At 69.3% G+C, this 16,700-nt stretch carries 15 protein-coding genes; 9 read left to right on the top strand and 6 right to left on the bottom strand.

Features of this window, described 5'->3' with window-relative positions:
• Window positions 1–182: 182 nt before the first annotated feature.
• Window positions 183–1,784 (bottom strand): alkaline phosphatase family protein, encoded by a 1,602-nt coding sequence (locus P3T37_RS17535; protein ID WP_280724616.1) that lies wholly within the window; start codon window positions 1,782–1,784, stop codon window positions 183–185.
• Window positions 1,785–2,344: 560 nt separating this feature from the next.
• Here P3T37_RS17535 and P3T37_RS17530 point away from each other — a divergent pair.
• Window positions 2,345–2,731, top strand: coding sequence for a hypothetical protein (locus tag P3T37_RS17530; protein ID WP_280724615.1), 387 nt, complete (start codon window positions 2,345–2,347; stop codon window positions 2,729–2,731).
• A gap of 234 nt (window positions 2,732–2,965) precedes the next feature.
• Here P3T37_RS17530 and P3T37_RS17525 read toward each other — a convergent pair whose 3' ends face one another.
• Entirely contained in the window at window positions 2,966–3,958 is a 993-nt protein-coding gene (locus P3T37_RS17525; protein WP_280724614.1) for a hypothetical protein, read from the bottom strand.
• 577 nt (window positions 3,959–4,535) lie between these two features.
• On the opposite strand from P3T37_RS17525, the gene P3T37_RS17520 reads away from it, so the two are divergent.
• Window positions 4,536–4,739, top strand: a complete 204-nt coding sequence (locus P3T37_RS17520; protein WP_280724787.1) for a hypothetical protein — start codon at window positions 4,536–4,538, stop codon at window positions 4,737–4,739.
• Here P3T37_RS17520 and P3T37_RS17515 read toward each other — a convergent pair.
• Entirely contained in the window at window positions 4,726–5,085 is a 360-nt protein-coding gene (locus tag P3T37_RS17515; RefSeq protein WP_280724613.1) for a zinc ribbon domain-containing protein YjdM, read from the bottom strand. The two genes, P3T37_RS17520 and P3T37_RS17515, sit on opposite strands and share 14 nt — an antisense overlap.
• A gap of 248 nt (window positions 5,086–5,333) precedes the next feature.
• Here P3T37_RS17515 and P3T37_RS17510 point away from each other — a divergent pair, with 248 nt between their 5' ends.
• From P3T37_RS17510 to P3T37_RS17500, 3 genes are all read left to right on the top strand, one after another.
• Complete coding sequence (locus P3T37_RS17510) at window positions 5,334–6,212, top strand: peptidoglycan recognition protein (protein WP_280724612.1); 879 nt, start codon at window positions 5,334–5,336, stop codon at window positions 6,210–6,212.
• Window positions 6,213–7,300: 1,088 nt separating this feature from the next.
• The gene (locus tag P3T37_RS17505; RefSeq protein WP_280724611.1) at window positions 7,301–8,638 is read left to right on the top strand and encodes a site-specific integrase; all 1,338 of its coding nucleotides are present in this window, start codon (window positions 7,301–7,303) and stop codon (window positions 8,636–8,638) included.
• Window positions 8,639–8,641: 3 nt separating this feature from the next.
• Window positions 8,642–8,797 (top strand): hypothetical protein, encoded by a 156-nt coding sequence (locus P3T37_RS17500; RefSeq protein WP_280724610.1) that lies wholly within the window; start codon window positions 8,642–8,644, stop codon window positions 8,795–8,797.
• 623 nt (window positions 8,798–9,420) lie between these two features.
• Here P3T37_RS17500 and P3T37_RS17495 read toward each other — a convergent pair.
• Complete coding sequence (locus P3T37_RS17495; RefSeq protein WP_280724609.1) at window positions 9,421–10,422, bottom strand: LysR family transcriptional regulator; 1,002 nt, start codon at window positions 10,420–10,422, stop codon at window positions 9,421–9,423.
• Between the two features lie 372 nt (window positions 10,423–10,794).
• Here P3T37_RS17495 and P3T37_RS17490 point away from each other — a divergent pair, with 372 nt between their 5' ends.
• Window positions 10,795–11,520, top strand: coding sequence for a G1 family glutamic endopeptidase (locus tag P3T37_RS17490; protein WP_280724608.1), 726 nt, complete (start codon window positions 10,795–10,797; stop codon window positions 11,518–11,520).
• A gap of 433 nt (window positions 11,521–11,953) precedes the next feature.
• On the opposite strand, the gene P3T37_RS17485 is transcribed toward P3T37_RS17490, so the two are convergent.
• Together P3T37_RS17485 and P3T37_RS17480 are read right to left on the bottom strand one after the other, a co-directional pair.
• On the bottom strand, window positions 11,954–12,163 hold the full coding sequence (locus P3T37_RS17485; protein WP_280724607.1) for a hypothetical protein: 210 nt from the start codon (window positions 12,161–12,163) through the stop codon (window positions 11,954–11,956).
• A complete protein-coding gene (locus P3T37_RS17480; RefSeq protein WP_280724606.1) occupies window positions 12,154–12,363 on the bottom strand; it encodes a hypothetical protein in 210 nt (69 codons plus the stop codon). The genes P3T37_RS17485 and P3T37_RS17480 overlap by 10 nt, the downstream gene beginning before the upstream one ends.
• A gap of 451 nt (window positions 12,364–12,814) precedes the next feature.
• Here P3T37_RS17480 and P3T37_RS17475 point away from each other — a divergent pair, with 451 nt between their 5' ends.
• The 3 genes from P3T37_RS17475 (at window position 12,815) to P3T37_RS17465 (ending at window position 16,645) form a co-directional block, all read left to right on the top strand.
• Entirely contained in the window at window positions 12,815–13,498 is a 684-nt protein-coding gene (locus tag P3T37_RS17475; RefSeq protein WP_280724604.1) for a response regulator transcription factor, read from the top strand.
• Complete coding sequence (locus P3T37_RS17470; RefSeq protein ID WP_280724603.1) at window positions 13,495–14,754, top strand: HAMP domain-containing sensor histidine kinase; 1,260 nt, start codon at window positions 13,495–13,497, stop codon at window positions 14,752–14,754. The genes P3T37_RS17475 and P3T37_RS17470 overlap by 4 nt, the downstream gene beginning before the upstream one ends.
• Before the next feature lie 271 nt (window positions 14,755–15,025).
• The gene (locus tag P3T37_RS17465) at window positions 15,026–16,645 is read left to right on the top strand and encodes an alpha/beta hydrolase (RefSeq protein ID WP_280724602.1); all 1,620 of its coding nucleotides are present in this window, start codon (window positions 15,026–15,028) and stop codon (window positions 16,643–16,645) included.
• Window positions 16,646–16,700 lie beyond the last annotated feature (55 nt).

The following is a 16,700-nucleotide window of genomic DNA, read 5'->3' as shown; positions in this document are numbered from 1 at the left end:
TTAAACAGCGGCGGCCCTCCGCCCGGGGGCCGAGGGCGGAGGGCCGAGGGCCGCCGAGTGTTGTGGGGCTGGCGTGGGCGTTGCCGGCACCAAGGACAGGACATCTCACCGCAGCCAGAACGCAATCGCTGCCCGGCCGGGACACGTGGTCTTGCGGCCGGGCAGCAGGCGTGCCCGCAGGGTCAGGAGACGTTGAGCGCGGTGTCGTCGATGACGAAGCTGGTCTGGTTGGAGGAGTCCTCGGTGCCGGTGAACTTCAGCGTGATGGTCTTGCCTGCGAACTGGGCCAGGTTGACCGAGCGCTGGGTGTAGCCGGTGTTGGCGTCCACGTTGGAGTAGGTGGACAGCGTGGTGGTGGTGCTGCCGTTGATCGCCTGGAGCTTCAGGGTGTCGTAGGCGGTGGTGCCGGTCTCGGCGGTGTCGATGTGCAGCCAGTACGTGAAGGTCGCGTTGACGCAGTTCGCCGGGATGGTCACCGTCTGGGCGAGGGTGTCGGTGTGGGTGCTGCCGTAGCCGTCCAGCCAGGCCTTCCAGCTGCCCGAGTGGGCCGGCTCGCTGCTGGAGTTGTCGATCACGCCGCTGGTGGAGGTCCACGGGGAGGCGGTGCCGGTCTCGAAGCCGGGGTTGCCGAGCAGTTGGGCCGCCGTGCAGCCGGTGCTCACCGGGTTGACCGTCCAACTGAAGCTGGTGGTTCCTGTGGGGCCAGTGGTGTCGGTGGCGGTCACGGTAACCGAGGAGCTGCCCGCGGTGGTCGGTGTGCCGGAGATCAGGCCGGTGGCGGAGTTGATCGACAGGCCGGCCGGGAGGCCCGTCGCCGAGTAGCTCAGGGTTCCGGTGGCGGTGTCCGTCGCGTTGATCTGGAGGGAAGCCGCGGTGCCGACGGTGCCGGTCTGGCTGCCCGGGTTGGTGACCGTGACGCTGCCGGTGGTACCGGTGTTCCAGGCGTCGGTGATCGAGGTGGCGTTGGCGGCGGCACCGGCGTAAGGCAGGCCGTACATGTCCTCGATGGTCCGCAGCACGCCGAAGTGGTCGACGTGCTCGTTGTAGGTACCGGTCTTGACGGGCTGGCCGTTGAAGATGGTGGCGATCTGGTTGTTCCCCGCGCTGTCGTCCTCGTCGAAGGTGGTGATCAGGACGCTGTTGTGCGCCTTGGCCCACTGGACGTAGCTGTCGAGGTGCGCCTTGAGCCAGGTGTCACCGGTGGCGGTGGAGCAGTCGTGCATGTCGTTGCACAGGTTCGGCACGACCCAGGAGACCGTGGGGAGCTTGGTGAAGTCGGTCGGGAACGCCGAGAATGGCTGGTTGTCGGCGGCCGGGACGTTGCTGAAGTTCACCCACGGGTTGTGCTTGCGGGCATAGCTGCTGGTGCCGGCGGTGCAGACCGTGGAACCGGCGGACGGGAGGTCCTCCGAGTACCCGGTGAAGGTGAGGCCCTTGGCGATCAGCTGGGCGCCCTCATTCGCCGTGCTGAAGGTATGCGGACAGGAGTCGTCCGTCACGCCCTGGTTGGAGCCGGAGAACAGGTCGAGGTAGTTCGGCTCGCTGGGGTGCTCGATCGCGAAGGCGTTGGTGAAGAGCGCCCCGGAATTGGCGAGTTGGTTGAAGTAGGGCGCGTTGGAGTTACCGATGATGGAGCCTTCGGCGGTGTTCTCGAAGATCACCACCACTACGTGGTCGGGTTGCGGTACCGAGGCGGTGGCGGCAGCCGCGACGACGGTCGGCTGGGCGGTCGCCGGGCCGGCAACGAGCCCGGTCAGGGCGGTCAGACCGGTCAGGAGTCCCAAAGTGGCAAAGGCTGAGGTCAGGCGTTTCGCGCGCACGGTTGTCTCCTCGTTCGGGGAACGCAGGGGTGCTGGGTCGAGGTGGCCATACTTCAGCTGTTGAGCATGTCCAGACAAGATGCGGTTTCCGACTTTCTCGTGAATTTCCTTGCCCAGAGCGCGAGTTGGATCATCCCTCGAATTCGGCAGCGAGGCAGCACCCACTCGGCAGCGCCACTCCGGACCGGGCAGCAGCGTGAAGGGCTCCCCCATCCCCCAGCCCTTCGTGCCGTCATCGCCGCACAGTGCGCCGCCGCCCGCCTCCCGCGCGGGAGGACCGGCGGGGGCCCGGCGCACCTGGCGGCGTCCCATGAGCCTGGACATTTCCTCGCGCCGGGAGAACGGCTGGACCGTCGTCCACGTCGAGGGCGAGCTCGACATCGGAATCGGCGGGTCCCGCCCGGCCGGATCGACACGCCTGGTGGATTCCGTGAGCACCCGAATCCGGCTCCTGCACACAGGCGGGGAGCTCACGGATGCCGCCCTCAGCGGGCGACATCCGGCAGGACAGGGAGGATGAAACGATGACGAAGATGACCATCGACGACGACGAGCTGGTCGTCCGGCTGGCCCGCTGGGAGAAGGTCGCGACGGGGCAGGCAGACATCCGGGTGCCCCTGGCCGCCGTGGACAAGGTCGCCGTCCAGCCCGATGCGTGGCGAGCCCTGCGCGGCGTGCGGGAGAGCGGCGTGCTGATCCCCGGCGCATTGTGGCTGGGAGTCTGGCAACATGCAGGCGGCCGGGACTTCGCCGCCATCCGCCCCAAGCGACACGGAGTCGTCAGCGTCGACCTGCACCGGCCCTCACCCTTCGCTCGCATCAGCGCCACCTGCGAAGACCCGCAACAGACAGCGGCCGCGCTGCGAAAGGCAGTGAGCCGAGCCATGGCAGCTGGCACCGAGAGCTGCTAGCCCGTCCGTGCGTCGTCTCCAAGACAGGCCGAGCAGGCCTGCTGCCTGTTTGCGCTGGACACCGAAGCGCACGCGCCCGGACAGCTGAGCCGGCAGGAGTTCGGGTGCGTGCGCGGGGTTCAGGCGGGGGTGCCACCGGAGCGGGTGATGACGACCTGGGAGGTGGACCGGCTGCTGGCGTGGATTGGGCGGGCCGAACTGACGCAGCGTCAACCACGGCCCGCCCCGTGGCCGTCAGCCCGAGATCGCGCAGCCGCCGGCCGCGTTGCTCCAGGTCGGCTGCATGGCGAAGGAGCCGGTGGGCAGCGATACGGCGGCGAGGTTCTGCCAGGCGCAGAGGTCGCCATCCTCCTCGCCGTCCGAGGCCACCCAGCCGCTGGACGGTTGCGGGTCGGTCATCGTCTCGGCGTACTCGTGGCCCTCGACGATGCTGAACCCGTCGAGCTGGTTCGACACCGAGCCCGCGCCGCAGCCGGAGCCCGCGTCGAGCACGTACGGCATGTTGGTGTACGAGACGTTGCCGTCGTAGTCGTGCCAGGCGCAGAAGCCGGAGTTCGGGAAGCCGTCGGGCGAGGTGCCGCTCGGGCTCATGACGACGATCTGCACGTCCGGGCCGGAGACGCCGAAGTGCGCGGCGCCCGCGTCCGCCTCCGCGGCGATGTCGGCCTGGGCTGCCGAGCCGGGCGCCGCCGAGGAGTCGTCCACCCAGGTGCCGCCGAGCACCGCGCCGCCGAAGGACGGGCCGGAGCCGGAGTTGTCGGTGTACTGCGAGGTGACGGTGGACCAGTTGTCCTGCGAGGTGCCCAGGCCGTTGAACAGGTTGGTCTCGTACTGCTGGACGCCGTTGGAGTCGCTGTCCCACTGGTTGCCCCAGAAGACGAGGTAGACCGACACCTGGTGCTGGACCGGGCCGCCGTTGTAGACCAGGTTGCCTGCGGCGGCCGGTGCGGTGTGGCTGGTGTGCGCGGTCCACTTGGCGCCCTTCGCACCCTTCATCGGGACCACGCCGTGCCGGCCGTGCGTCTGCACGTGGACGAGCTTGCCGTGCGAGAGCACGACGTGGTTCGCGGCGCCGAGGTCGGCGGCGGCCGGGGCCGCGGTGCTGCTGGTGGCGGTGCCGACCAGGCCGGCCAGGGCCAGCGCGGCCACGGCGGCGGTGTTGCGCAGCTTCCAGGACCGGCCGCGGCCGGTGGGGGTGGGGGTACGGTCTTCGCGCGAGTTGCGCATCCCGAGCTCCTTTTGGTGCTGTGGGGGACAAAAGGGGCCTTGCTGCCCGGTCCGGGTCCGGTCGAGGTCGTCGATCGGGGTCTGCCGGGGCTGGTGTTGGGCGTGCACCGGCACCCGGCTGACCGCGGTGCGGCGGGTGCCGGGCACGAGCGAATGTCACGGCGCGGCCGGGGAAACGCGGGCCCGGCGATTGGGGGTGCCGGGCCGGGCGCCGTCGGGGCCGCTTGACCGAGGCTCATCAAAGCGCATAAGCAGATCCCCAACAAGCTCTCAGGAAGCAACAGTTGGGAGATTTGACGAACCATTGACCTACGCCGGTCAACCGCTGGTCAGGGCCGGTGGCGGGCCGCAATCCCGGCCGGATCCGTATTGCCCGAGGTCGTAGCGGCCGGCGCAGTTGCTGGGAGCAGGCTGGGAGTTCGCCCGCGCACACCGCCGTCGCTCCGCGCGCGCGGTACGGCTCGCGGAGGTTCGGGACGGTCCGGTCGGGCTCCGTGGAGGTTGCCACGCCGCGTTGACACCGCGTCGCCCCGGTCCCCAGCGTGGACTGCCCGTCAACCGGTCAGCAGGGATCACCATGGGCGCCGAACGCCCGCACGACCTCGTCCGTTTGGGCGCCACCGGGTCGGCGTCGGCCGTCCAGCGACGCTCGCCCGAGCAGGCCGCCCAGGGGCACCAGCAGATCGCGGTGGCGAATATCGCCACCGCCGTGAAGCGGAATTTCGTGCAGCAGGGCCGCGATGTCGGACGCAAGCGCCAGATCGAGGTCAGGCCTTCTTGACCACGCTCGACTTGAGCTGCATGGGGCCGAAGCCGTCGATCCTGCAGTCGATGTCGTGGCCGTCGACTCCGTCGACCAGGCGAATGTTGCGGACCTTGGTTCCCGCCTTGATTCCCGAGGGGCTGCCCTTGACCTTGAGGGTTTTGACGACGGTCACCGTGTCACCGTCGCTCAGCACATTGCCGACAGCGTCCTTGACCACCCGCTCCCCGGAGAAACTCGCGTCATCCGCCGTGGCCCCGGCCGAAACCCATTCATTGCCGCACTCCGGGCAGACCATCAGAGCGTTCATCTCATAGGTGTACTCGCTGGAGCACTTCGGGCACGGGGGCAGGATCTCGCTCATGCGGCCAGAATATCCCGAGTTCCGATTAGGCCATTCTGCTCTGGTGCCGCATCAAGGGAGGCGGAACGCGCGCGCGTCGAGGCCGATCCGCACAAATGACCGGGCGGCCGGCGCGTCACTCGGATTGGGAATCGCTTCGGGGTGAGCGGATGCGAGCCTCCGGCCGGTCTCCTCGGCAGGCGGGCTGCTCGGTTGACAGGCCGTCCGGCCGACAGGCGGCCGTGCCGGGCCGTCGTTACCGTCGTGGCATGGACATCGACCGCCGTCTGATCCTGCGTCGTATGGCACTGGCCACCTCGGTGGGCGGGCTGGTCGTACTGCCCGCCCTGGGCCGCCCGCGGCCGGTGACCCACCCCGTTCCCGCAGCCCAGCCGATACATCCGGCGAAGCCCTCGTCCCCCATTCGGGCCGCTCCGCCGATCGTGCCGCGCTCGGCATGGCTGCCCCCTCCCCAGGCGCCCGCGATCCAGTACGACGGCGAGGTGCGCGCCGCGTTCATCCATCACACCGACAACCCGAACTCCTACGGGCCGCAGGACGTCCCCGACATCCTCCGGGCGATCCACCACGACCACCTGGAGAACCACGGCTGGAACGACATCGGCTACAACTTCCTCGTCGACCGCTTCGGCACCATCTACGAGGGCCGGGCCGGTGGCATCGACCGCCCCGTCGTCGGCGCGCACACCGTCGGCTTCAACCGGGAGACCGTCGGCATCGCCGCGATCGGCACCTACGACGACGCAAAAGTCCCCGAACCCGTCGTCACCGCCATGGCAGCCCTGATCGCCTGGAAGCTCGGCCTCTCCGGCAGCGACCCGCGCGCCCAATGCGAGCTGACCTCCACCAGCAATGACAGCCGCTTCCCGGCCGGCACCCGCCACACGTTCAGCGCCGTGTCCGGGCACCGCGACGCCTACCGCACGCTGTGCCCGGGCAAGGCCCTCTACACGCTCCTCCCGCAGATCACCGAACAGGCAGCCGTCCTCCAGCAACAGGCCACCACCTCGGACACCACCACCGCGACCACCACCCCGCAGCCTGCCGACCCACACTGGACCGCCGCGAGATCAGCCACCCCTCGGGAGGACCAATGGGCACCAGGCATCCCGGGCCGTTCGCCGTGACCGTGGCGGCCGTCAGTCCCACAGATGGGTGGACGTGAGCGCAGTGGCCGCCTCGTTGGCGGTGGTGTCTTGGAGGTTGGCCTCGGAACGGCATTGGATGCGGTCCGACCGGCATCAACGACTGCTGGTTCCTCCACGACGAGTACACCGAACTCCACGACGAAGACGAGGAGTCTGACAACGAAGGGGAATCGGACACCGTCGTCTCCAAGACCGCGCGCCACTCCACCCTGGCGACCACCGCGAACGTCTACCACCACCTGCGCGGCAAAGCCGCCCGCGGCGCCGTCGACGCCATCGCCCGCCTCCTGGACCGGGCCGACCGCAACGCCTACCGCGGCGTCAACCACCCCCGCCGGCGCGGTCCGCCACCCACGCCTCACCATCCGGCCCAGAACAGGCGTGTTGGCATGATGCGACCTACGCTGCGACCACCGGGTGACGGAACAACAAAAAGGCCGTCTCCGCATTTCTGCGAAAACGGCCTCCGACCTGCGAAAATGCAAGTCGGGACGACAGGATTTGAACCTGCGACCCCCTGACCCCCAGTTAGGGGGTTCAAATAGTGTCGCCAGCCGAAGCCTTGAAGCTCCGGCTTTTTGCTGCACCAACAAGCCTTAGGATAAGCAGAGTTGGCGTACATCCGCGGACACTTCAGCCCACCGCCTCCTCAGCCACCTGACGAACCTTCAGTGTTCATTTCATGCATAGACGCCCGTTATGGCCCAGGGGCGCTCATACGCGCTCATCGCGTCTGGTCCCAAACTGGTCCCCAGGACCGCCACCCCTCCCCGACTACGGCCAGTAACAGAAAACTGACCATCCTTCAGGGAAGGGCCTCGCGAACACCGAGAGGCCGCGACCGCGACGGCGCAGTACGGGCCTCCGGACCGGCCAGTGCGGGCGGATCATGGTCGCCTACCCACCGACTACCCGTCGTGATCATCCGGGCGGTGTGTCGCCTTGAGCGTGTCCTTCCCCAGCCGCCCTTTCGTGCCTCGCGCCCCACCCCGCACGCTCTGCCGACACACCCGACCACCCGGCGAACCTTGGACTCGCAACCACCCAGTCCAAGGAGGAACCGCCCCATGCGACAGCGCACGAAGCGCGGCAGGGTCTACCGTCGATGCGGCTGCCAGGACGAGAACAAGAAGCAGCTCGGCCCCTGGTGCATGCGACTACTGGAGGACCCGAAGCACGGAAGGTGGACCTACGCCGTCGACCTCGCCCCCGAGGACGGCCGACGGCGCACCCGCCGCAGGGGCGGCTTCGCCACCCAGGCCGAGGCCTCCCGCGAGATGGCCCGAGTCCTGGACGGCGAACTGCGCGGCGTCTACGAGAACCGCCGCACCACCGTCGCCAGCTACCTCCGCGAATGGCTCACCACCAGGAAGCCGAACCTCGCCCCGAACACCTACGCCGGCTACCAGGCAGCCGTCGAAATGGATCTGATCCCCGCCTTCGGCCACCGCAGGCTCCTGGACCTGCGCGCCGAGCACATCGACGAGTGGATCACCGCCCAACTCGCAGCCCAGCGTGGCCACGTCGCCGTCTACCGAGCCGTCTCCACCCTGCGCAACGCCCTCAACGCCGCCGTCCGCTCCTGGCGCCTGCACTACAACCCCGCCAAGCACTCCGTCCCACCCAAGCCCCGCGCGGAAGAGCGCACCTGCTGGACTCCCGAGCAGGCCGCCACCTTCCTCCGCCACAACGCTGAGCACTACGCCGACCAGCTCACCGACCTCTTCGAAGTCATGCTCGGCACCGGCATGCGCCGCGGCGAAGCCCTCGCCCTGCACTGGGCGGACGTCCACCTCATGGACCGCAAGCTCTTCGTCCGCTGGGCCCTGGCCGCCGTCAACAACAACCAACTGCATCTGCGCCAGCCCAAGACCCCCGCGAGCCGCGCCTGGATCAGCCTCTCCCCCAGAGTCGCCACCGCCCTCCACCGCCAAGCCGCCATCCAGATGGCCGCCCACCCCGACGGGCGACTGGAAGGGCTCGTCTTCTCCCGCGGCAACGGCATGCCGCTGCGCCCTCAGTGGGTCCTCGACCAACTCCGCAAACGCACCACCGAGATCGACCTGCCCCGCATCGGCCTCCACGACCTCCGACACACCGCCGCCAGCATCATGATCGCCGCTGGCATCCCCCCTCGCCATCGTCTCCAAAACCCTCCGCCACGCCACCCTCGCCACCACCATCAACCTCTACGGCCACCTCTTCAAAGACTCCGCCGACCAAGCCGTCAACGCCCTCGCCCAAGCACTCAACCAAGCCGACACCGACCGCGGGGACGCGCCGCCTGCCTTCGACGCCTCCGCTCGCTTCGCCGCGTAGAACCCTGCCGGCAGAGCAACTTGGGCGACCACCGATGGCCGCCGAAATTCGCATGGCCTGTCCGGAGCCGCAGGTATCCTCCCTAGACGGTGACCGGCACTGCACCCGGCAGCCACTACTCCTCGGTGACCGTGCTGCTGCCCGCCGCCGCGACGGCGGCGGCCGCCGGGTGCGCGACCGCGGGGGTGGCGAGAGTGGTGGTGATCGCGGCTGTCAGGGCGTGGTGGCGAGGAACTTTGCCTTGATGCTCGTATCTGAAATTCGGCCTTCGTCTGATGAATCATCAGTCTGTGTGTGGCAGTGGTGTTCGGTGTCGCGCTGCCCACCGAGCGTGTGATGATGGGCCATTCGTTGTGGTAACGCTTGAACGGCAGGTCCTTCTCCATCAGCGGGGTGCCGAGGATGGCGATGCGTGCCAGAGCGGCTCCGGTCACGTCGAGCCTGCCGAAGAGGCCGGCCATGCCGGTGCCGATGGGCTTGCCGGCGCTGCTGTCGATGCTGGCCCGGCCGTCCGCAGGTACGGCTCGACGGTCGCCTTCACGCCTAGGCTGTCGTAGAGCGTGACGGAGCCGTCCACGACCAGACCGCTGCGCATGTTGGCGGTGCCGGTGAAGGTCGCCTTGACCGGGGAGACCGTGGTGGTGACAGGTTCGGTCGCGGGGGTCCAGCCTGTGGGTGCCGACGACTCTGTCGCCCACGCTGAGCTGCAGCTTGAGGGTCACGGTGTGATCACACCGAGAGTGCTCGTGACCCCATCGGCCCATGCTTGAGATCGTGACGTTCCGTCTGGTCTACCGACTCAGCTGCCTCTAGTTCAGCTGGCTGCGACTGCTGGCGCGGTCCTCCGCCGCCCCCGTGGACAGCCCTGTCAGGTTCGGGTGGGTATGTGCGCGCGTGGCCGGAGCGTGAGGATCGCATCCCGGCCGTGGATGGCAAGCCATTGTGCGTAGTGCGGGCGGTCGTTGGCGAGGTCGAAATACCGTTGGAGAAGTCGCTTGACGAGTTCGTCCGCGATGCCGGCGACTTCCGAGTCCCGGCGCCAGCCGAGCATGATCTGGCGGTAGTGCGGGGTGGCGATGATCGGGCGGACCGTGACGCCGGGGGCTTGGCGGCCGGTCGCATAAAGGCCGCTGACGGCCCGTCCTGCGGAAACCAGGGCCATGGCTGCGGAGGAGTCGCTGGCTGCGTGCCGAATGCGCGGGGTGAACCCGGCGGATTCGCAGATGATCCGCAGCCGGGCGTAGAGGCCCGTGTCGTCTGGGGTCATCATGACCCAGTCGTCGTCGGCCAGGTCTGCGAGGCCGATCTGGGGCTTTCCTGCCGCCGGATGGGAGTCGGCAACCATGACGAAGATCGGCTCGGCGGTGATGATGACGTGCAACTCGACGTGCTCCGGGGCTCGCACCTCAAAGCCGGGGAACTCGTGAACGACCACGATATCGAGTGCGCCGGTGGACAGGCGGTCCAGGAGTGTACCGACCATCGGTTCCATGACGGTGGCGGTGTCGCGCCCGGGTAGCAGTTCGCGCAGCACGTCCATGAGAATCGGCAGGAACGGCCCGGCCACGCCGCCCACCCGTAGCGCCCCGATTGGTTGTTCGTCCTTGGCCAGGGTGCGCAGTGTCGTCTCAAGGTCGTCGATGCCCGCCAGGAGCTCGCGGGCCCGGGTGACCGCGTACCGGCCGACTTCGGTCGGGGTGACTCCGTCGCGGTGGCGGTGGAACAGGCTGCCGCCCAATGCCGCCTCGATGCGATGCAATTGGGTCGTCAGTGCCGGCTGGGCAACCTGCAGAATCTGAGCCGCTTTGCGAATGCTGCCGGCATCCGCGACGGCGACCAGGACCTCCAGATGATGAAATCCCAGTCTCATACGATCAGATGATACCCAAGGCGAGCTGTACACCTCTAGATCTCTTCAGAGGGTTTCAGCATTCAGCCGGCCGAGATGGCTGCCAGGTTCCTGACAATATGACAGATAACGCCATCCAAGGCACATTTACCGCAACCCCTGGCTGCCGCCCATCGCCCCGCCTGCCTGAGCCGTCGATATTGCGCAGCGTCAGATATCGGATCTCGCTCCTCCCGTCGTCATGCACCGGCGCGCGCACCCGATAACCACGGAGCTATCACCAAGTGGCATCTGTTCCGGCCGCGCGCGGCTGGAGCAGGCTTCGCCTTGCCCTGCGCCGGATACGACACCGGACTTCCATCCGGCGCCCATCTGCCACTTGGAGAGGACCTCATGATCACCCGAACCCGCACCCGCACGCTCGCTCTGCTCGTCACGGCAGCCGTTGGCCTGGCGACCGCCGTGAGCGCGGCGACCCCCGCCACCGCCGCAGCGAGCCACCGGACCGCCCGCGACCACAAGCACACGGACAACATCTGGGGTGGCTACATCACCTACGGCGACGTGTTCACGACGATATCGGGCACCTGGAACATTCCGTCGCTCGACTGCACCAACAACCGGGGAATCGCCTCCCCGTGGGTCGGATTCGACGGGTGGGACAGCAACACCGTCGAGCAGATAGGCATCGACCTCGACTGCTCGACGGGTCACGCTCAGTACAATCCGTGGGTCGAGATGTATCCGCAGAACAGCATCTACTTCACCGATCCGGTCCAGGCAGGCGACTCCATGACCGGAACCGTCGCCGACGACGGCGGGCACTGGTACACGCTCACCTTGAGCGACACCACCCAGGGGTGGACGAAGTCCTTCCGCAAGTACCTGGCCGCCGCGACCTCCGTCAACGCCGAGGCGATCGTCGAACCGATCGGCTCGGGCAGCGTGCCGACCCTGGCGAAGTTCGGCCCGCTGCAGTTCACCGGCGTCACCGTCGACGGCCAGCCGATCGGCGACTACGCCACCTACCTCTCGACCGTCACCCGGGGCACGACCACGCTGGCCGCCACCGGCGCGCTCGACGGCGACGCATTCGCCGTCACCTGGAAGCACTCCTGACAGGGCGGTCGGCGCGGCGACGGCGACGGCGACGGGCAGTGCGCTGCGACTGACCTCACGGGTATCCGGTGTGGCCGGACCATGTGAGGTCTCGTCGCACCACCTCCCGACCGGGCCGGACAAGTCCCGGCGTCGGCCCGGGAGCAACCGAGTACGGGGCACGATGCGATGCCCGGTGCCGCGGTGACACACAGGCACGGCCCTGATGGTCTCTCTGCTGTCCAAGCAGAGCAGCGGAAGGGGCTGTGCCTGTTGCACCGTCAGTGCTGCCCGACCGCTCGCGGGTCCAGTTCTCGGCCAGTCTGCCCGAACGCCGGTTTACGACGTGACTCTCCGCATCGTCAGGCGCCTTGGGGGGATGTCGGCTCACATGCGGAGCTTTCGCATCAGTCGAATTCCCTGGCGTGGCGTCAGATTTGGCAGGTGCGCCGCCTTACCGACGGCGCGGATTATGCTGGCGAGAGCCGCCGGGTCGGGGTAGACCATCCTCGGCGAGCGGCCTGCCGGGCGGCGCGGCCACGGTGTCGGCGTCCATGGCCGTGGTCAGCGGATCGGTCCTGCCGATCCACGGGGCGAGCAGCACCCGCGCGGTCGGGTACTGGTCGAAGTGCCGGTTGATCTGCGAGGCCGACATCAGCACCACCAGGCAAGCACCCAGGGCGACGGCCGAGCGGGTGCGCGACGCAGGCGAGGCAACCGGAAGGCGGCCAGGCGCACCCCGAGGATGCCGACACCGGCCCAGAGGACGGCCCTGCGCGGCAGCGCGTCCGGGAAGGGCCGCCACCAGTGGTCCACCGTGACCTCCACCGGCATGCTCAGCCCGGCGGCGAGCACCAGGCGCACGGGGGGAGGCGGCGCCACCAGCGGCCGCGGCGGGAGAACGCCAACGCGAGCGGCGCAGCTGATCCGACCGCGAGCACGAGGTGCGGGATCACCCCGTGGGTCAGTGATCAGTCGAGCGGATTCCAGCCCGCTGTCGGCCGGCTCATCGTGTTCCTCTTTCGATGGGAGCGGGGCGGGTCGGAGCTGTGGCGGCAGCACCACGGGCCCAGGGCAGCCGTGTGTCCGGCTGCCGGACCCGGCGGTCCCCCGGGCGCGACGGGGGTCCAACGCCCGGGGGAGTCTCGTGTCGCTGCGCGCCGGCCCGATCGCACAGCTCTCGGGGCGGCCACCGCACGGTCCGGATCACTTCTGTTCGATCCGCGGCGACGTCTGCCGAGGATCTCCGAGCGAACCTGAGGATTTGACGAGGCGGATCCGAGGCCGCGTGCCGGGCCGGGCTATCCTGGCCGCCGTGCGAGTACTGGTAGTCGAGGACGACGATGACCTGCGGTTTGCCGTGGCCGCGGCGCTGCGCGGCGAGGGGCTGGCCGTGGACGAGGTCGCCGATCTTCCGGCCGCCGACGAGGCGCTGTTCGTGACCGCGTACGACTGCGCGGTGTTCGATCGGATGCTGCCGTCCGGGGACGCCGTCGACTTTGTGCACCGGCTGCGCCGTAACGGGCAGAGCGTCCCCGTGTTGTTCCTCACCGCTCGTGACACGGTCGCCGACCGGGTCGAGGGGTTCGCCGTCGGCGGCGACGACTACCTGGTCAAGCCGTTCGCGGTGCCCGAGCTGGCGGCCCGGGTCCACAGCCTGTGCCGACGGACCACGGCCGTGCGGCCCCCGGTGCAGCAGGTAGCCGACCTGGAGATCGACACCGCCCGCCGGCAGGTGCACCGCGGCGGCGTGCTCCTGGTCCTGACCCGCAAGGAGTTCGCCGTGCTGGAACTGCTCGCCGCCCGGGCCGACCAGGCCGTACCCCGCGCCGACCTCACAGAGAAGTGCTGGGACGAGATGGCCGAGCCGAACTCCAACGTCGTCGACGTGCTGATGTCCCAGCTGCGCCGCAAGCTCGGCGACCCGCCGTTGATCCACACCGTCCGCGGGGTGGGCTACCGATTGGCACCGCCCGGCGACGGCGACATCGGGCGATGATGACGTCCACGGCCAGGATCCGGCGACTGCGCCGACGGCTCACCGCGCTGTTCACCCTCACCAGCGCGGTCGGACTGATCGGCCTGGCGGCGTTCGCCATCCACACCGACGACCAGTCCTGGCGCAAACAGCTCGACGACGCACTCACCCTGCAGACCAGACAGGCGATCCTGCTGCTGAGCTTCGACCAGAACGGCCGGATCGACGCGCAGTACCTGCAGGACGGTATGGAGACCGGGTGCCCGCCCGTGACCGTGGTATCCGGTCCGGCCGACCGAACCGCCATCATCTACACACCGCGCCAGCCGTGCGTACGGGCCCGCACCGAGGACCTCGAAGCGGCGGCCGCCGCAGCGATCGGGCAGGGAACGACGGAGGTGGCCGACGCACGCAGCGAGAACGGCCACCAGATCCGCCTGCTCGCGGAGCCCTACACCGCACCAGACGGCCAGTCGACGGCCGGCGCAGTGGTCGCGGCTGGCGACACCACCGGTGACCAGGCCGCACACCGCAGACTGACCCTGCTGCTGACGGCCGGCTGCGCGGTCCTGGTAACGCTGTCCGCCGTCGCCGGGCACCTCCTCTCGGGCAGAGCGATCCGGCCGGCGCTGACGGCGCTCCAGCAGCAGGAGGAGTTCCTCGCCGACGCCGCCCACGACCTGCGCACTCCCGCCGCCTCGCTGCGCAGCCTCGCCGAGACCGCGCTGCGCGACGATGACCACCGCACCGCCGCGCTGGAACGCACCGTACGCCTGGCCACCCGGATGGGCGACCTCATCGACGGCCTGCTCACCCGGGCCCGGCTGACGGCCGGCGTCGGCACCCTGGCCAGCCAGCCACTGCGCCTCGACCAGCTCGTCGAGGCGGTCGTCGACGACACCGAAAGCGGCGAGCACCACGTGTCCGTGCGCACCGAACCGGTCATCGTGGTCGCCGATCCCGACCTGCTCCGGCGAGCGGTGGCCAATCTGCTCAGCAACGCGCTGCGCCACGGCCACGCCCCGGGCCGGCCCGCCGAGGTCGAACTCACCGTGGCCGCCGACGGCACCGTGACCGTCGACGACGCCGGCCCCGGTGTCCCCCCGGCGCTGGCCGGCTCACTGTTCCAGCGCTACCGCAGCGGCTCCGGCTCAACCGGCCTCGGGCTGTCCATCGCCTCCTGGATCGCCCACTCGCACGACGGCACCCTCGACGCCGGCAGCAGCCCGCGCGGCGGCGCCCGCTTCACCCTGCGTATCCCACCGCGCGCGAAATAGGGACACCCCTCGCCCGATTCGTGGCCGCCCCCGCGCCACGGCAGCGGTGCACCGGCCCTGCCGACATCCGCCGATTCCACCGGTGCCGCACCCGTCGACGGAACGCGGCAAGCAGAGCACCGCCATCCCCGGCCGCCCGTACCGCCGCCCATACGCCCACGGCGGCCAGGGCAGCTCGGACCGCCTTCACCAAAACCTCAGGTTCGCTCAGGGATCCTCGACACCGATCACGGCAGAGACAGCCCTGACCGCTACCGACGGAGCGACCCCGATGAAGCCACCGACCATCAAGCGCGCCAGCCTGATCCTGGCCCTAGCAGCACTCGGCGCCACCACACTCGCAGGCTGCCACCCCGCCGCAGAGGACGCACACGCGCAGCCCGCCGCCGCAGCACCGGCCACCGACCCCGCCGAGCAGAGCACCCTGCAAGCCTTCTACCAGCAGAAGCCGACCTGGACACCATGCGGCGAGCTGCAGTGCGCCACGCTGACCGTCCCCATGGACTACGCGCACCCCGAGAACGGCCAGACCTTCACCCTGCCCCTGGCCAAGAAGGCTGCGGCGGACCCCGCCCAGCGCATCGGTTCCCTGGCCTTCAACCCCGGCGGCCCAGGCGAATCCGGGGTCGGCCAGCTGAAGGACGGCGCACTCTCGTCCTTCAGCGAACGGACCCGCGCCCGCTTCGACATCGTCGGCTTCGACCCGCGCGGCGTGGCCGGCAGCAAGCCGGCCATCGACTGCGGCTCCACCGACTCCCCCGACACCACCGACCAGGTCCAGCCCGCCTCCGACGACACGTCAACGAGCGTGTACCCGACGACCGATGCCGAACGAAGCGCCGCGCTCGCCGACGCCGCCCGGCAGGTCGCCGCCTGCAAGACCCACAGCGGCGCGATCCTGGAACACGTCGGAACGCTGGACGCCGCCCGCGACATGGACGTGCTACGCGCGGCCCTCGGCGACGACAAGCTCAGCTACCTCGGCTGGTCCTACGGCACCTACCTCGGCACCGTCTACGGCGAACTGTTCCCGCACCGGGTGCGCGCACTCGTCCTCGACGGGGCGATGGACCCCTCACTCACCTGGTCCGAGCAGACCCTCCAGCAGGGCAAGGCATTCCAGAAGGCGGTGGACGACTACGCCCAGCAGTGCGCAACCGTCGTGCACGACGCCTGCCCCGCCACCACCCCGGACGGCATCCGCAAGGTGATCACCGACCTGTCCGCACGGACGTCGAAGCACCCGCTGCGCATCAAGGGCACCACCCAGCGGCTCGACGAGAACCTGCTGCTCACCGCCATCACCATGTCGATGTACTCGCCCGAGTCCCAGTGGCAGGACCTGTCCGAGGCACTTCGCGCCGCACACAACGGCGACGGGACGAAACTCGCCGAGCTCGCGAGCCCCGGCATATCCACCCAGGACGGCAACACCGACGCCGGATCCGACCCGAGTACCCCCGCCGACGAGCAAGCCCCCAACAACTCCTCCGCCGCCATCACCGCCGTCAACTGCCTCGACCAACCGCACCCAAGGGACCCGCAGCCCTACTGGGACCTGCTGCAGCGCGCGAACCAGGAGGCCGGAGCCATCGGCACCACCACCGTCCTCGCCGAACTCACCTGCAAGGAGTGGCCCGCCGGACAACAGCAGCCACACCGCGTCCACGCCGAGGGCCTGCCCCCGGTCCTGGTCGTGGGCACCACCGGCGACCCGGCAACGCTCTACCCGTGGGCACAGAGCCTCGCCGCCCAACTGCCCGGCGGCATGCTGCTCACCTACAAGGGCCTGGGCCACACCGCCTACGGCCGCAGCAACGCCTGCGTCACCGACGCCGTCGACGCCTACCTCACCGACCTCAAGCCGGTACCGAACGGGACGACCTGCTGACCGAGCACCTCATCACACGCCCCGCGAGCGGCCCGAAGAGCGCGTCATCGCATCC

The organism is Kitasatospora sp. MAA4 (assembly GCF_029893355.1).
In the GTDB taxonomy this organism is placed as follows: Bacteria; Actinomycetota; Actinomycetes; order Streptomycetales; family Streptomycetaceae; genus Kitasatospora.
This window is presented reverse-complemented; position numbering and strand designations above follow the sequence as displayed.

What these genes read in the sequence shown, in the direction of transcription:
- P3T37_RS17530 (WP_280724615.1), top strand. Translation starts at nt 2,345, where the DNA reads ATGACGAAGATGACCATCGACGACGACGAGCTGGTCGTCCGGCTGGCC.
- P3T37_RS17525 (WP_280724614.1), bottom strand. Translation starts at nt 3,958, where the DNA reads ATGCGCAACTCGCGCGAAGACCGTACCCCCACCCCCACCGGCCGCGGC.
- P3T37_RS17520 (WP_280724787.1), top strand. Translation starts at nt 4,536, where the DNA reads ATGGGCGCCGAACGCCCGCACGACCTCGTCCGTTTGGGCGCCACCGGG.
- P3T37_RS17515 (WP_280724613.1), bottom strand. Translation starts at nt 5,085, where the DNA reads ATGAGCGAGATCCTGCCCCCGTGCCCGAAGTGCTCCAGCGAGTACACC.
- P3T37_RS17510 (WP_280724612.1), top strand. Translation starts at nt 5,334, where the DNA reads ATGGACATCGACCGCCGTCTGATCCTGCGTCGTATGGCACTGGCCACC.
- P3T37_RS17505 (WP_280724611.1), top strand. Translation starts at nt 7,301, where the DNA reads ATGCGACAGCGCACGAAGCGCGGCAGGGTCTACCGTCGATGCGGCTGC.
- P3T37_RS17495 (WP_280724609.1), bottom strand. Translation starts at nt 10,422, where the DNA reads ATGAGACTGGGATTTCATCATCTGGAGGTCCTGGTCGCCGTCGCGGAT.
- P3T37_RS17490 (WP_280724608.1), top strand. Translation starts at nt 10,795, where the DNA reads ATGATCACCCGAACCCGCACCCGCACGCTCGCTCTGCTCGTCACGGCA.
- P3T37_RS17470 (WP_280724603.1), top strand. Translation starts at nt 13,495, where the DNA reads ATGATGACGTCCACGGCCAGGATCCGGCGACTGCGCCGACGGCTCACC.
- P3T37_RS17465 (WP_280724602.1), top strand. Translation starts at nt 15,026, where the DNA reads ATGAAGCCACCGACCATCAAGCGCGCCAGCCTGATCCTGGCCCTAGCA.